This is a genomic window from Micromonospora sp. NBC_00330, from assembly GCF_036136635.1.
Lineage (GTDB): Bacteria > Actinomycetota > Actinomycetes > Mycobacteriales > Micromonosporaceae > Micromonospora > Micromonospora salmantinae.
Map to the genome: position 1 here is coordinate 2418622 of NZ_CP108012.1, position 15753 is coordinate 2434374.

11 protein-coding genes are annotated in these 15753 nt (G+C 71.6%); 2 read left to right on the top strand and 9 right to left on the bottom strand.

Features of this window, described 5'->3' with window-relative positions:
* Nucleotides 1–73: 73 nt before the first annotated feature.
* Entirely contained in the window at nucleotides 74–1519 is a 1446-nt protein-coding gene (locus OG598_RS10740; RefSeq protein WP_328654275.1) for an LVIVD repeat-containing protein, read from the top strand.
* Between the two features lie 75 nt (nucleotides 1520–1594).
* Here the strand turns inward: OG598_RS10740 and OG598_RS10745 are convergent, their stop codons facing one another.
* A complete protein-coding gene (locus OG598_RS10745) occupies nucleotides 1595–2611 on the bottom strand; it encodes a linear amide C-N hydrolase (protein ID WP_328654276.1) in 1017 nt (338 codons plus the stop codon).
* A gap of 247 nt (nucleotides 2612–2858) precedes the next feature.
* Between OG598_RS10745 and OG598_RS10750 the strand changes: the two genes are divergently transcribed.
* The gene (locus OG598_RS10750; protein ID WP_328654277.1) at nucleotides 2859–4070 is read left to right on the top strand and encodes an SLC13 family permease; all 1212 of its coding nucleotides are present in this window, start codon (nucleotides 2859–2861) and stop codon (nucleotides 4068–4070) included.
* A 4-nt stretch (nucleotides 4071–4074) separates the two neighbouring features.
* On the opposite strand, the gene OG598_RS10755 is transcribed toward OG598_RS10750, so the two are convergent.
* The 8 genes from OG598_RS10755 to OG598_RS10790 form a co-directional block, all read right to left on the bottom strand.
* Nucleotides 4075–4902: a MerR family transcriptional regulator gene (locus OG598_RS10755; RefSeq protein ID WP_328654278.1), complete on the bottom strand. Its 828-nt coding sequence runs from the start codon at nucleotides 4900–4902 to the stop codon at nucleotides 4075–4077.
* Nucleotides 4903–4963: 61 nt separating this feature from the next.
* Nucleotides 4964–6553: an asparagine synthetase B family protein gene (locus tag OG598_RS10760; RefSeq protein WP_328654279.1), complete on the bottom strand. Its 1590-nt coding sequence runs from the start codon at nucleotides 6551–6553 to the stop codon at nucleotides 4964–4966.
* A 4-nt stretch (nucleotides 6554–6557) separates the two neighbouring features.
* On the bottom strand, nucleotides 6558–7526 hold the full coding sequence (locus OG598_RS10765) for a DUF5715 family protein (protein WP_328654280.1): 969 nt from the start codon (nucleotides 7524–7526) through the stop codon (nucleotides 6558–6560).
* 461 nt (nucleotides 7527–7987) lie between these two features.
* Entirely contained in the window at nucleotides 7988–8785 is a 798-nt protein-coding gene (locus tag OG598_RS10770) for an isocitrate lyase/PEP mutase family protein (RefSeq protein WP_328654281.1), read from the bottom strand.
* The gene (locus OG598_RS10775) at nucleotides 8782–9816 is read right to left on the bottom strand and encodes a cytochrome P450 (protein WP_328654282.1); all 1035 of its coding nucleotides are present in this window, start codon (nucleotides 9814–9816) and stop codon (nucleotides 8782–8784) included. Before OG598_RS10775 ends, OG598_RS10770 begins: the two co-directional genes overlap by 4 nt.
* Before the next feature lie 72 nt (nucleotides 9817–9888).
* A complete protein-coding gene (locus OG598_RS10780; protein ID WP_328654283.1) occupies nucleotides 9889–10632 on the bottom strand; it encodes an ArsR/SmtB family transcription factor in 744 nt (247 codons plus the stop codon).
* Between the two features lie 96 nt (nucleotides 10633–10728).
* Nucleotides 10729–13092, bottom strand: a complete 2364-nt coding sequence (locus tag OG598_RS10785) for a hypothetical protein (RefSeq protein WP_328654284.1) — start codon at nucleotides 13090–13092, stop codon at nucleotides 10729–10731.
* A gap of 139 nt (nucleotides 13093–13231) precedes the next feature.
* Complete coding sequence (locus tag OG598_RS10790) at nucleotides 13232–15505, bottom strand: hypothetical protein (protein WP_328654285.1); 2274 nt, start codon at nucleotides 15503–15505, stop codon at nucleotides 13232–13234.
* Nucleotides 15506–15753 lie beyond the last annotated feature (248 nt).

The window sequence follows — 15753 nt, forward strand, 5'->3', positions numbered from 1 at the left end:
GCTCACATCGACGTTCTTCGTCGGACGGTAACGTGTCAACAATCGTCTCCCCCTTGCGAAGGGCCCCCCGCCGATGATCAGATTCCACAAGCCACGGTTACGACAACTGCGTGTCGTGGCGCTCGCCACGACCGGCCTCCTCGTCGCCAGCGCCCTCGTCGCCCCGGCGAGCAACGCCCAGACGGTGCCGCAGGCGGCCAAGGCCCCCGCGCTCACCAACACGATCCCCGGCGTCGACGAGATCGTGAGCAGCCCCAACCTGCGCCAGATCGCCAACCTGCCCAAGGTCGCCCCACTGGACGCGACGAACAGCGACATCGCCTTCCAGGGCAAGTACGCGTTCGCCGGCAACTACAACGGCTTCGTCATCTACGACATCTCGCGGCCCAGTGCGCCGACGGTCAAGGCCCGGGTGCTCTGCCCGGGGTCGCAGAACGACATCTCCGTCCACGGTGACCTGCTCTTCCTCTCCACCGACTCGTCGCGCAGCGACGACTCCTGCAACAGCACCACGCAGGGAGCGGACGTGAAGGGCTCGTGGGAGGGCATCAAGGTCTTCGACATCAAGGACAAGGCCAACCCGCGCTACATCAAGTCCGTCGAGACGGCCTGCGGCTCACACACCCACACCCTGGTGCCGGGCAAGGACCGCAAGGCCGTCTACCTGTACGTCTCGTCGTACAGCCCGCGGGCCGAATTCCCGGACTGCCAGCCGCCGCACGACTCCATCTCCATCATCAAGGTGCCGGTGAAGAAGCCGACCGACGCGGCAGTGGTCGCGACGCCGAACCTCTTCCCGGACGGCGGCTTCCCCGGCAGCCAGACCGGCTCGGCGACCACCGGTTGCCACGACATCACCGCCTACCCGTCGAAGGACCTGGCCGCCGGCGCCTGCATGGGTGACGGCATCCTCCTCGACATCAAGAACCGCGAGGCCCCCCGGGTCATCAACCGGGTCCGGGACGAGGTCAACTTCGCGTTCTGGCACTCGGCCACCTTCAACAACTCCGGCACCAAGGTGATCTTCACCGACGAGCTGGGTGGCGGCGGGGCGGCGACCTGCAACGAGACCGTCGGCCCGAACCGCGGCGCGGACGCCATCTACGACATCGCCGGCCGCGGCAACGCCCGGACGATGACCTTCCGCAGCTACTACAAGATCCCCCGGGCGAACGCCGACACCGAGAACTGCGTGGCGCACAACGGCTCGCTGATCCCGGTGCTCGGCAAGGACATCATGGTCCAGGCGTGGTACCAGGGTGGCATCTCGGTGTTCGACTTCACCGACTCGGCCAACCCGAAGGAGATCGCCTTCTGGGAGCGCGGCCCGCTCTCGGCCGACACGTTCGTCGGCGGCGGCACCTGGTCCGCGTACTACTACAACGGCCACATCTACTCCAACGACATGGTGAAGGGCCTGGACGTCCTGGAGCTGAACGACTGGCGTACCTGGTCGGCCAAGCTGACCCGCTACCAGGAGCTCAACGTGCAGACCCAGCCCAGCTACCTGGGCTGGTAAGCACCGCGCACCACACCGGGCCCGGTCCCCGATCGTCGGGGGCCGGGCCCGGCCACGTCCGGGAGAGCCGACCGGTCAGCTCATCGGCAGTCGGTAGCGCCGCTCGCCCGCACCGGTCGCGGTGACCAGCCGGACCTCGCCGCTGCGCAGGCCGTACGTGACGGACCAGCGGGTGTGCCCCTGACGGACGGCAGCGAGCAGCCGGTGCGCCGCGGCGACGTCCAGCACCCCGCCGGCGTCGGTCAGCGCGGCGGCGATCTGCCCGTACCGGCGGTCCGCACGCCGCCGCTGCTCGGGCACCCCGACGACCGGCACGTTCGTCAGCGCCTGCCAGCCGCCCGCGCCCCGTTCCACCCGCAGCTCACCATCGACGAACTCGATCACCGCTGACGCTCCGGTCGCGTCGGCCAGCAGGTAGTGCAGTGGCGGCCCGCCGTCGAAGTCGAGGTTGTGCCCGGTGAAGACGGCGATCGCCTCGTCGACGGTGGCGGCCCGGTCCAGCACCAGCCGCAGGATCCGGACCGAGCCGACGGTGGGCTTGCCCGGCACGGGGCGGGCCGTGGCCGCGTCGTCGGCGGCCAGCCCCACCGCGAGGCCCCGCTCGTTCATCCCGTCGAAGGGCAACAGCGGCGCGTTGAGCAGCCGACGGTCACCGGCCGGGTCCGCACCGACCCCGAGGTAGGAGATGTCGACAAGCGAGAGGGACGCGTACCCGTCCGGCGGGTCGGTCCGCAGCACCAGCGCCGGGTTGGCGTCCCAGTCGAAGTTGCGGGCGAACACCGGCCGGTCGGGGTCGCCCGCGGCGACGAACAGCGAGCACCCGAACGGGCTGGGTGGCGGCGCGTCGGTGCCCACCGTCGGGTCGTACGCCCCGACGTAGGTCATCTCGTACAGCGGCAGGTCGTCCACCCGGCGCAGGCTGGCCATGGTCCGCTCGGCCTGCTCCGGGTCCTGGCGGGAGGCGGCCGGGGTGGCCGGCGGCGGGCCGGCGCGCGGCGGCCCCGGCGGCCCCGGCGGCTCTGACGGGGCACAGGAGGTGAGGGCAAGCAGGAGGGCCGTCGCGGCGGCCGGCAGGGTCTTGCGCATATCCATAGGACGCGATGGGGCCGGTCGACGGTTGCTCGCCTGCGCCGCCCGGTGCGGCTGGTGTCGTCACCTGTCGGCCCGCTCCACGGCGAACATGAAGCAGCCCGCCGCCGATGGATTGCTGGCGGGGATCGGACCTGGCGTTGCCGGACGTGACGGGCCCGGACCGGTTCGCGGGCGGGCACGGTGGGGCCCGTCACCAGGACGGGGGTTGCGAACCGGCTGGTCAGACGCTGTGCCAACGTGAACAGATGTGACAGTTGCCGCCCCGCCCGAACCGACCACGCGCTGGCGGCCCCACCCGCTGGACCTGGTGGCGGCCGTCCTCGCCGTGGTCGGGGCGGCCTGCGCGCTGAGCGGGCTGCTCCCCCGCGCGGAGACCACCGCCACCCTGCACCGGATCCTGCCGCTGCTGCTGTTCCTCGGCACCGTGATCGTGCTCGCCGAGCTGACCGCCGTGGCCGGTGTCTTCGACGTGCTGGCCAGCCGACTGGCCATCGCCTCCCGGGGCAGGTGGGCGGTGCTGTTCCTGCTCTGCGGTGGTCTCGCCACGCTGACCACCCTCGTGCTCAACCTCGACACCACAGCCGTGCTGCTCACCCCGGTGCTGCTCGCGCTGGCCCGGAACCTGCGGATCCCCGCCGCCCCGCTCGCCGTCACCACGGTCTGGCTGGCGAACACCGCGAGCCTGCTGCTGCCGGTGTCCAACCTGACCAACCTGCTCGCCGCCGACCGCGTCGGGCTGGCACCCCTGGCGTACGCGGCTCGGATGGCGTTGCCGCAGCTCGCCGCAGTGGCGGTCACCATGGCAGTGCTCTGGTTCGGGTGGTGGCGGAAGGACCGGCCCTTCGGTGGGCGTTTCGTCCCGCCGGCCCGGCACGTGCCGGCCGACAGGGTGCTGCACCGTACGGCGCTCGCCGGCTGCCTGATCTTCGTCGTCGGCATCCTCGCCGGCGTGGAGATCGAGATCGCCTCCACCGTCGGGCTCGCGCTGGTGCTTGTCGGGTTCCTGGTCCGCTCCCCCGCCACGCTTCGCCCGGGGCTGGTCCCGGTGCGCCTGCTGTTCTTCGTCACCGGCCTGTTCCTGGTGGTGCAGACCCTCGGCCGGCACGGGCTGGACGACCTGGTCGGCACCCTGGTCGGCGCCGACGGTGGCGCGCTGGGTGCCCTGCGCGCCGGTGGCACCGGAGCGCTGCTCGCCAACGCGGTGAACAACCTGCCCGCCTACCTGGCCGGCGAGTCGGTGCTGCCGACCGGTGACCACACCCGCCTGCTGGCCCTGCTGATCGGCACCAACGTCGGCCCGCTGGCCGCCCCCTGGGCGTCGCTGGCCACCCTGCTGTGGTTCGAGCGCTGCCGGGCGGCCGGGGTGGCGGTGCCGGTGACCCGGTTCGTGCTGACCAGCACCCTGCTCGCGGTCACCGCGACGCTCGCCGCGGTCGGCGCGCTGCTGCTGGTGAGCTGAGCGCTCAGTCGCGGTACACGGCGACCTGAAGTTCGGTGACGCCCTTCTCGGGGGTGTCCGGGCAGTAGTCGAGGTAGACCTCCCGGGCGAAGCCGTCGGTGCGGTAGCCGTTCTCCTCGATCCACCGGGCGAGCGCCTGCATGCTCGGCTCGACGTCGTCCATCGCACCGTGATGGATGATCGTCGCAGCGTTGCGCAGCTCCGGCAGGTCGCGCACCGTGACGTCGGGCGCCGCGGACGGCTCGGCGTCGACGAGCACACCGGCGTGTACGACGACAGCGTCGCCGCCCGAGTCGGCCGGCTCGTACCAGGCGATGCCCGGCCCCGTCGGCGTGATTCCGGCGGCGTCCAGTCGACGGAACAGCTCCGGGTAGAGCGGCTGGATCACCGGGCCGATGTCCTCGCCCTGGTAGCTGGGCGCGACGGCGGTCAGCTCCGCGACGCGAACCGGCGCGATCTCCTTGAGGACGACGTCCTGGGTGGTCATCCGACCCTCCGACTCGATCATTCGGAGCCTCGCCTCGACGGCCGTGAGCCGGGCAGTGTCGGCGGCCAACTGTTCCGCCAGTTGGCTCCGGCGCAGCCGCAGCATGCCGCGCAGCTCGGCCACGTCGACGGCGTCGTCGACGATCGCGCGCACCTGTTCGAGGGTGAGGCCCAACTCCTTGAGGGCGATCACCCGGTTGAGCCGGCGCAGCTGGTCGGCGCGGTAGAAGCGGTAGCCGGTGTGCGGGTCGACGCTGGCGGGGGGCAGCAGGCCGATGCTGTCGTAGTGGCGCAGCATCCGCACCGACACCCGGCCGAGTCTGGCGAAGTCTCCGATGGTGAACATGGTCCCCTCACACTCGTCCCTGACACCGTGTCAGAGTCAAGCGTGGCGTGCGGGGCGACCGTCAGTGGCGGGCGGGGCGCGGGCCGACCAGCCGGCGAACCATCGGAGCGGCGTTCCACTTGGCCGCGCCGACCAGGTCGCGGGCGTGCTCCAGGACCGTGTAGTCGGGTCGGGTCAGCCCGTCGGCGATGGCCCGGTCCAGGTCGTTGCCGCAGCGGCTCAGCACTGTGTCGAAGTCCCGACGGACCGGCTCCTGCAGGTCGTAGCCGAACGAGCGGTGCAGCCGGGCGAAGAGCGGCTTGTACAGCCGGACCCGCTCGTGCAACCCCGACGAGTACGACATCGGGTTCTTCGGACGGCGGAGGACGTAGTCCGGCAGCACGTCGGAGAACGCGCGCCGGACGATCCACTTCTCCTGCCCGTGGCGCAGCTTCAGATCCACCGGCAACCGCATCGCCAGCTCCACCACGCTGAGGTCGAGGAACGGCACCCGGGCCTCCACGCCGTACGCCATGGCGGCCCGGTCGACGCGCTGCAACTCGGTGCGGCACAGGTTGCGGATCCGGTGCAGGAACAGTCGGCGGGCCGCCGCCGGGGCGACCTGGTGGTACATCGGGTACCCGCCGAACAGCTCGTCGGAGCCGTCGCCGGTCAACACCACCTTGATGCCCAGGTCGCGGAGCCGCCGGAAGATCGGCACCGAGACGACCGCGTTGATGATGTCGCCGTACTCGGTCAGCTCGGAGATCCGGATGGCCTCGCGGACGTCGGCGAGCCGGATGTCACGCGGTCGCAGCTCGACCACCACGTGTGGCACGTCGAGGTCGGCGGCGAGCCGCCGGGCGTACGCCACGTCGGGGCTGTCGGCCACGCCGACGGTCACCGCGACGCAGTCCGGGTGGATGTCGCGCACCTGCCGCAGGGTCAACGAGCTGTCCAGCCCACCGGAGAGCACCACCCCGACGGTCAGGTCGGTCTCCACCCGCATCCGGATCGCGTCGCTGAGCGCGGCGCGGACCAGCAGCGCGGCCTCGTCCGGGTCGTCGATGACCGGCAGGCCGTCGCCGAGGGTGAGCAGGTCGACGTACGGGCTCAGCCGCACGTGCCCGTCCGCCTCCGCCCAGCCGTGGTGCCCGGGCGGCACCTCGGCGATCGGGGCGCCGTGCCCGACGAGCGCCTTGACCTCGGACGCGAGGTGCAGGCAGCCGGGTCGACGGGACCAGTACAGCGGCTTGACCCCGAGCGGGTCGCGGGCCAGGTACGCCCGGCCGGTGGCCCGTTCGACGACCGCGAAGGCGTACTCGCCACGGAGTCGGGTCACCGCCGCCTCGCCCCACTGCTGGAACGCGGCGAGCAGCACCTCGGTGTCGCTCTCGGTGCGGAAGGCCTGCCCCAGGCGGGTCAGCTGCGCCCGCAACTCCCGGTAGTTGAAGATCTCGCCGTTGAAGCAGAGCAGCCAACGCTCGTCGGTCGACGTCCACGGTTGCACCGCCCGGTCCCGGTCGACGACCCGCAGTCGGCGGGTGCCGGCGAGCAGCCCGCTCTCGGACCGGGTCTCGGTGACCTCCCCGCGCGGGGCCAGTGCGGCGAGCATCCGCCGGAAGGTCGCCGGGTCGGCTTCGGGGCCGATGCTCAACGCGATGCCGCACACCGGCTCAGACCCCCATCTCGGCCTCGTACGCCCGGCGTAGGCGACGCCGGGCGGTGGGCGCGAGGCACAGGTGCCAGGCCTGCCCCTCGTCGATCACGTTCAGCTCACCGGCCTCCTGCCGGCTCAGCAGCAGCTCCGCCAGGGCCTCGCGCGCGCCGAAACGCTCGAACCAGGCCAGCTCGACGTCGACCGAGTAGCCGAGGCAGTGCCCGCTGGGCAGCATCGCCGCGTAGCCCAGGCGGCGCAGCCGGTACTGGTGCTCGGCGCTGCGAACCAGGCTGGTCACCCAGAGCGGCGGGGTGGCCGCCGGCGCGACGGCGGTGAACTCCCGTCCGATGTCGTTGAGCAGCGCCACCACCTCGCGCCGGGCGCGGCGGAACAGCAGCCCCGCGGTGCGCGGGGTGGCGTCGGGACGCAGCCGGCGACGCAGCCCGCGCGCGGCCCGGCCCAGTATCGTGGCGGGCTGCTCCTGGTAGCGGAAGCGCAGCAGGTCGCGGCGGCGCAGCCACTCCAGGTCGACCAGGTCGGGGCTCCCGTTGACCTGGTCGTCGGTGACGAAGGTCGGCGCGTCCTGCCACCACAGCACGTCGATGCGGGAGAGCAGGTAGATCCGGACCAGCGCGCGGAGGTCGGTTGCCGAGGTGCGGTCGTTCGGTTGGTAGCGGGCCATCTCCAGCAGCAGCGTCTCGCGCGCGCCGATCAACCCCTGCGGCGTGGCGTCGAGGACCGCGGCGAGCGCCGGCTCCCGCAGCCGCTCGTCGATGAGCACCTGCCGGGCCCGGGTGCTCGCCGCGTCGGCCAGGGCCCCGACCTCGACCAGCAGTTCGGCGACGGCGGCCCGGTAAGCGGGCAGGTCGGGGGCGGGGGCGGGAACGCGGCGGGGGCTCGCACCGGAGGGTCGACGGCGGGCCGGAGCGGTGGGCGACGCAGGCGAACCGGGCTGCTGTCCCGGGCTACGGCTGGGCACTCGCATGACGGGTCCCTCTCTCCGGTCACGGCACTGGGTGGTTCGCCCTGAAACACACCGTAATCATCGGGACCGGAGCGGGACCGAACATTCCTCCTATCTCCCCCCTAACGGAGCGTGGACGACGCACCCGGGGGATCCTTGGGTTTGGCGCTTTGGAGCTGATGTCGCAGACGAATCAACGCCGCCGGCTTCGCAAGCGGACCGTGATGCCGACGAGGCGGTGCTCCAGGCGGCGCACTCGGCCCGGGCCGACGGCGCCACCCAGTGATGTCACAAACGATTCAGCTCCAAAGGCACCGACCAACACACCGCCCACCCCCCAGCCGCCGCCCACCGCCGGCCGGGCCCACATCGAGCGAGCCGAGCATGGCGCCCGCCGACGGGCCGCCCGGCGCGGGCCGGACCCGGCCCGGCAACCACCGCCGGAACACCGGCAACCACCGCCGGAACGCCGGCAGCAAGGGTCAGTCGCCGTCCGTCGACACCAGGGCCTGCACCTCGGCGTACGACGGCAGTCCCGCCGGAGTGGTGGACCCGCCGTCGCGGACGGCGTCGGCGGCGGCGAGCGCGGCGCCCAGCGCTGCCCGGAACAGCAGCGAGCCGGTGCTGACCCGGGCCACCCCGGCCCCGCCCAACTCAACCATCCCCGGGCCGCCCGGCTGGTACAGCGCGTTCACCGGAGCGTCGATCCCCTCGGTGAGGACGCGCAGGGTGGCCAGGTCGACGGTCCCGGGCACGAAGATTCCGTCGGCACCGGCCACCAGGTAGGCACGAGCACGAGCGAGGGTCTGCGGCAGTGGGTCGTCCACCCCGAGCCACCAGGTGTCGGTGCGGGCGTTGACGAACAGGTCCGGCACCGCCGCCTTCACCGCCGCGACCTTGGCTGCGGTGGACCCGGTGTCGGCGAGGGTGCCGTCGGCACGCCCGTCTTCCAGGTTGATCCCGACCACGCCGAGCCCGGCCAACTCCGCCACGTACTCGGCGACCTCGGCCGGGTCGTCGCTGAACCCGGCCTCCACGTCCACGCTGAGCAGCACCGGCAGCCGAGCCAGCCGGCGGGCCAGGGCGAGCGTCTCCCCGGCGGTGGCCGCGGTGCCGTCGGGAAGGCCGGCGGTCGCGGCGACCCCGAGGCTGGTGGTGCCGATGGCCGGATGTCCACGCGCGGCGAGCGCCGCCGCCGAGGCGTGGTCCCACGCGTTGGGCAACAGCAGGGGGCGGCCGGCGCGGTGCAGGGCGTGGAACGCGGCACGACGTTCGATCATCGGACGCTCACCTCCAGAGTCGTCGGCACCCGCAGTGTCGGGTGCGGTTCATGGCGCATCGGGGTGGGACCACGCCGGCAGCGTTCCCGCAGCACGTCGAGCACCCCGCTGGCCAGCGCCAGGGCGTGCCGGTCGCCGGGGCAACCCCGCTCCCCCGTCCCGAAGGTCAACAGCCCGGCACCGGACCGACCGGGCTGGAACCTCGCGGGCTCGGTGAACGCCTGCGGGTCACGGTTGGCCGCGTCGAAGCGCAGCAGCACGGGGGCGCCTGCCGGCAGATCCCGCCCGCCCAGCCGTACCTCCTCGACGGTGACCCGTCGGGTGGCCCGGACCGGTGGGTCGAGGCGCAGCACCTCGGCCAGCAGGTCGACGGTCCGTGCCGTGGCCGGCGCTCGCGGGCCGGCCGGGGGCAGCAGGTGATGGGCGGCGGCGCCGATCAGGCCGGCGGTCGCGTCGCACGCCTGGACCAGCAGACCGATCAGGTTCGCCAGTACCTCCGGCGGACCCTGCGGCGCGAGCGCCAGCAGCGCCGTCACCGCCCGGTCAGCCCGCGCGGCCAAGGCCGGGTCCACCCCCGGGTGGTACGCCGACGCGACGACAGCGACCGCCGTCCCGGCGGCTGCCGGATCAGCGAAACCGAGGCGATCGGCCAACGCCCGCAGCGGCACCGGCCGAGCCAATGCCCGCATCACGTCGACGCGCTCGCCGGCGCGGTCGAGAACGGCCGCTGTCAGCCGTGCCGCGTCGTGTCGCAGGTCGTCCGGTTCCAGCGGGGCCAGCGCGCTCACCGCGACCGCCCGACGGTCGGCGTGCCGCCGCTGTGGACTGAAGCGGCTGACCGTGGCGCGCAGCCAGGCGAGGGTGCCGGGCGGACCGGTGTCGACGGCCGGCACCTGGAATGCCCTGTCGGTCAGCGCCGCGCGCACGTCGGCGTGCCGGGTCACCCACCAACCGCGCTCCGGGTGGAACGAGGGCGGCCCACACGCCGGTGTTCCCGGGGCGGGCGCAATGTGCGGCCAGTCGTCAGTCACCGCCCGACCGTAGGGCGCGAACCGTTCGCCCCACACCGAACGATCCAGGCGCGGCCGCCCGCCGCTCGCCGGTCAGGCGCGGCCGCTCGTGGGCGGCGAGGCCACCGGCGGGTCCAGGGTGTGCTCGGGGATGGACAGGGCCGCGGCCAGGCCGGGGCGGCCGGCGGTAGTGAGACGGACGGCCCGGCCGGTGCCCTGGCTGATCCAGCCCAGGTCGGTGAAGCGGCGGCAGAGCGCCGCGCCGAGCGCCCCGGCCAGGTGCGGGCGGCGTTCGGTCCAGTCCAGGCAGTCGCGGACCACCGGGCGGCGGGCGGCGCGCAGCACGTCAACGGGTACGCCCAACCCGGCCGCCCAGGCCCACCCGTCGGGTGTCAGGGCCAGCCCGCTGGACCGGTCGAGTCGGCGCCCGACCAGCAGCGCGTCGTACATCAGCACGCCCAGCCGCCCGGCCAGGTGGTCGTAGCAGGTCCGGGCGTACGCCAGGGAGGCGGTGGCGGTCGCCGCGCGCAGCGACCCGGTCGGTGTGGGCGTGGCCGGGGCGTGGCCGGCCAGGTCCTCGATCAGCTGGGCCACCGACGGCCCGGCCAGACGCAGGTAACGGTGGCGGCCCTGGCGTTCCTCGACGAGCAGCCCACCGCGGACGAGTCGGGTGAGGTGGTCGCTGGCCGTCGACGGGGCGACCCCGGCGCGCCGGGCCAGCTCGCCGGCGGTCCACGCCCGCCCATCGAGCAGCGCCAGACACATTCCGGCGCGGGTGCCGTCGGCCAGCAGGGCCGCCAGCTCGGCCATCCCCCGACCATCGGTGCCAACGCTCATCGCCCCAGTCTAGGAAGGCCGACGCCGAGCCGGTGAACAGCGACCGGGGGCCTCCGTCACGTGGACGGAGGCCCCCGGGCCTGGTGGTGCCGAGGATCAGGCCGGCGGCGTCGGGATGAGGTGCGCGGCGAAGCTGACCGCCGACGGGCTCACCTTCGCTGCCGCCATCCCGCCGGGAGCGGCGAACCGCCGGTCCAGCGCGATGGTGGTGTTGTTCCGGTTGCGGTAGACCACCACGAAGCCGGGCCCGCCGGAGTTTTCGATCGGCGCGATCGTGGGATCGGTGGCGGCGGTGGCGGCCGTCGGGTCGCTATCGTTCACGTACAGACGCAGCCACTCACCAAAGGTGCCGGAGCCCTGCTCGGTCTCGTACACCCGGTAGACCTCGTTGTCGGTGCTCCGAGCGACGATGGCGATACGGCTCAGCGCCGGGTCGACGATCGCGGCCGGGGAACCGGCGGCGGTGAACGTGCCCACCGTCTGCCAGGTGGCCGGCCAGGCCCCGCCCAGTTCCTGCTTCTTCATCACCAGCGAACCGTCGGCCGCACGGGCCACCACGCCGGTGCGATAGCCCTGAATGATGAAGGCGGCCGGCACGCCGGTCACGTTCCCGCCCAGGTCGGTCCAACCGCTGAGGATGCCGTCGTTGGAGTAGAGCGCGGTCTTGATGGTGCCGACGGTGGTGGTGGCGACCAACCGGACACCGGCCTCGACCTTGACGACGGTGACGCCGCCCGCGAGGTCGACGTCACCCAGGCTCTTCCACGACGCACCCGTCCCGGTCTGACGGTAGTGCCACAGGCGACCGTCGACGTCCACGCCGAAGATCACGCTGGTGCCGTTGGGCAGGGTGACCGCTACCGGCGGGGCGGCAATGGAGCCGCCGAGGCTCCCGTTGGACGCCCACGTCGCGGCGTTCGCCGTCGTCTGGGCGCCGGTCCACACCATCCCGGTGGTGTGCAGGGCGCTGATCTGCACCTGCTTACTGGAGCTCAGCACGTTGAGCGTGGGCTGCCCGGTGAAGGCCTCCGAGCCGAACAGGGGGACGTGTTGGACGGCGGTGTAGTCGTCGGGGTCAGGCTGGTGGACGACCCGCACCTGACCGATGTTGTCGGTGTGCGCGTAGACGATCGGCCCGAGCGTGGCGCCGGAGATCGGCTCGGCCTGCGCCGCCGTCGAGCGCGAGAAGGACTCGGTCGGCAGGAACGGCATCGGGTCGGCGAACCAGCCCTGCAGGTCGACCAGGATGTGCGCGGTACCGCCGCTGACGTTCTTGATCCGAACCTTCCCCTCGGTGCCGAGCTTGGTCACCACGAGGCTCGATCGGGTGTTGTTGAGCCCGGCGGGGAAGTCGGCAGTCGAGGCGGAGTTCGGAGTGCCGTCGAGCGGCGTGACGGTGAGATAACCGGCGGCCGCGGGACCGACCACGTGCACGTTGAGGACGGCGGCGGCGATGCCGCGAGTCGGCAGGCCGCTGGTGCCGCCAACCGCGACGTCGACGGAGCCGCCCGCGGGCACCGCCTGGGCGCCGGTGGGCAAGCGGCTGTCGTACAACCTTGTCGCCGGGATCGGACGCAGACCCGCGCCGGTGGTCGGGCTGCTGGTCCAGTACCCCTGGACCGTGATGGCGACGTGCACGGCGGGCCCGCGAGCCTCCAGTTGCACGTTACGGCTGCCATCGGAGTTGAGCTTGACCGCCATCACCATGGACGTGGTGGCCTTGACGTAGTCGATGCCGACCTTCGCGGTCGCGCTCGACCCGACCGTCACCCAACCGTTGCCGGTCGAACCCGTCACCACCACGTCGAGCATGACCGCCTTCGCGGTGCTCGGCACCAGCCCGCCACCGGAAAGGTTGGCAGTGCGGGTCCCGCTCGTGGGTAGGGTGCCGGTGGCGATCCCCAGCCCTACTCGGCTGTCGACCACCCGCGTGTGGTTCACCGGCACGAAGCCCGAGCCGACGCTGCCCGTGGCGGTGGTGTAGTAGCCCGCCACGTCCACTTTGATGTGCAGACTGCCGGTCAGGTTGTAAACCGCAATCTTGCCGTTCGCGCCCGGCTTGACCACCGACGAGTTGGTGATCGTCTCGCCGACCGCGGCATTCAGCTCCGAGGTCGTCCGGCTCGTCTGGTCCGGGTAGACGGACAGGAACGTGTTGGCGGTCGGGCTGATCGCCGTCACGTCCACCATCAACGCGCTGACGCCGCTGGACGGGATACCGCCGATGCCGACGGCGTTGAACGTGGTGACGGACTTGGCGCCCCGAACACCGGTGGTGCCGCCGGTGCCGTTACGGGTGTCCAACAGGGTCACGCTGTCGATCGGTACGTAGTCACCGCCCCGGCCCGCGGCGTCGGCGTGGGCAGGGGTCGGCGAGACAACCATTGCCAGCACGACACCAAGGGTAGCTAATCCACTACCGACACGGGCGCGCAAACGTGAGGTCAATAATTCGTTCATGCAAATTCCTTCTAGAGGAAGCAACGGCGAAGGTGGTCGGAAACCGTGCGAACATGCGGGCCAGCGGTGTGGCCAACTCTCGGACGCTAGGGGGCCTCCGTCACGTGGACGGAGGCCCCCGGGCTGGTAGTGCCGAGGATCAGGCCGGCGGCGTCGGGATGAGGTGCGCGGCGAAGCTGACCGCCGACGGGCTCACCTTCGCTGCCGCCATCCCGCCGGGGGCGGCGAACCGCCGGTCCAGCGCGATGGTGGTGTTGTTCCGGTTGCGGTAGACCACCACGAAGCCGGGCCCGCCGGAGTTTTCGATCGGCGCGATCGTGGGATCGGTGGCGGCGGTGGCAGCCGTCGGGTCGCTATCGTTCACGTACAGACGCAGCCACTCACCAAAGGTGCCCGAGCCCTGCTCGGTCTCGTACACCCGGTACATCTCGTTGTCGGTGCTCCGAGCGACGACGGCGATACGGCTCAGCGCCGGGTCGACGATCGCGGCCGGGGAACCGGCGGCGGTGAACGTGCCCACCGTCTGCCAGGTGGTCGGCCAGGCCCCACCCAGCTCCTGCTTCTTCATCACCAGCGCACCGTCGGCCGCACGGGCCACCACGCCGGTGCGATAGCCCTGGTTGATGAAGGCCGCCGGCACCCCGGTCACGTTCCCGCCCAGGTCCACCCAGGCGCTGAGGGTGCCGTCGGTGGAGTAGAGCGCGGTCTTGATGGTGCCGGTCATGGTGGTGGCAACCAGTCGGACACCGGCGGCATCAACATTCACCAGAGTGATTCCGCCGGTGAGGTCGACGTCACCGAGGCTCTTCCACGCACTCGTCCCGGCCTGGCGGTAGTGCCACAGGCGACCGTCGACATCCACGGCGAAGACCACGCTGGTGCCGTCGGCGAGGGTGACCGTGACGGGTCGGCCCACCATGGTGCCGCCAAGGTCCCCGGTCGTTGCCCAGGTCGCCGCGTTCGCCGCCGTCTGGGCGCCGGTCCACACGGTGCCGGTGGTGTGTAGGGCGCTGATCTGCACCTGCTTGGTGCCGCTCTGCACGTTCAAGGAAGGTTGCCCGGTGAACGCCTCCGCGCCGAACTGGGGGATGTGCTGGACGCTGCTGAAATCGTCTGGGTTCTGCTGGTGGACGACCCGCACCTGCCCGGTGTTGTCGGTGTGCGCGTAGACGATGACTCCGAGCGAGCTGCCGTCGCTCGGCTCCCCCTGCAACGCCGTCGAGCGGGAGAAGGACTCGGTCGGCAGGAACGGCATCGGGTCGGCGAACCAGCCCTGCAGGTCGACGACGATGTGCACCGTACCGCCGCTGCTGTTCTTGATCCGGACCTTCCCCTCGGTGCCCAGCTTGGTCACCACGATGCTGGACCGGGCGACGTGCCCGGCGGGGAAGTTCGTCGTCGACGCGGTGTTCTCGACGCCGCCCAGGGGCGTGACGTTGAAGAACCCGTCCACCGTCGAGGCGACCGCGTGCACATTGAGGACGGCCGCGGCGATGCCACGGGTCGGCAGGCCGTTGGTGCCCGCGACAGCGACATCGACGGCGCCGAAGGCGGGCACCGGCTGGGCGCCACTGGGGAAACGGCTGTCGTACAGGGTGGTCGCCGGAACCGTGCGCAGGCCGGCGCCGGTGGTCGGGCTGCCGGTCCAGTAGCCCTGGACGGTGATGGCGACGTGCACGGCCGAACCGCGATTCTCCAACGTCACAGAGCTGGCACCGGGGTTCAGCTTGACGACCATCCCCAACGAGGTGGCGCCCTTGGCGTAGTCGATTCCGGTCTCCGCAGCCGTGCTCGACCCGAGGGTCATCCAGCCGTTGCCGGTCGCGCCGATCACCACGACGTCCAGCATGACCGCCGTCGCGGAACTGGGCACCAGCCCACCGCCGTAGATGTTGGCGGTACGCGTTCCACGGGTGGGCATGGTGCCGGCGGTGATCCCCTGTCCGGTCCGGCTGTCGACCACCCGGGTGTGGTCCACCGGCACGAAACCGGAACCGGTGCTGCCGGTGGCGGTGGTGAAGTAGCCCACCACGTCCACTCTGATGTGGACGTTGCCGCCCGCGTTGCGCACCGCGAGCTTGCCATTCGTACCGGGCTTGACCACCGCCGAGTTGGTCATGACCTCACCGACCGAGGCGTTCATGGCCGAAGCCTTCGGGTCCGTCAGGTCCGAGTAAATGGTCAGGAACGTGTTGGCGGTCGGGTAGATCGCCGTCACGTCCACCATCAACGCGCTGACCCCGCTGGTCGGGATACCGGCGATGCCGACGGCGTTGAACGTGGTGACGGACTTGGCGCCCCGAACACCGGTAGTGCCGCCGGTGCCGTCGCGCGTGTCCAGAAGGGGGACGCTGTCGATCGGTACGAAGTCACCACCCCTGCCGGCGGCGTCAGCGAGAGCACGCCCAGGCACCGCAGCCCCAACAAGTATGATCATCAGGAACGCCAGCCAGCTGGCCACAGCGCCCTTCCTTGAGGAAACCCTTTGAGCCATAACAAGACCTCTTCTCGTGCCATCAAAGCACGCTGCTAGCACCTGTCGATTTTGTTAAGGGAGTTAAACTCCAGGTCGGATTCCATTGCATGGCCCCGGCTTGCGACTTGCAGCGCAATTGCGCCGAGCCCAATGAGCCAGTAAGTGAAATCAGTGTCGCTGGATAG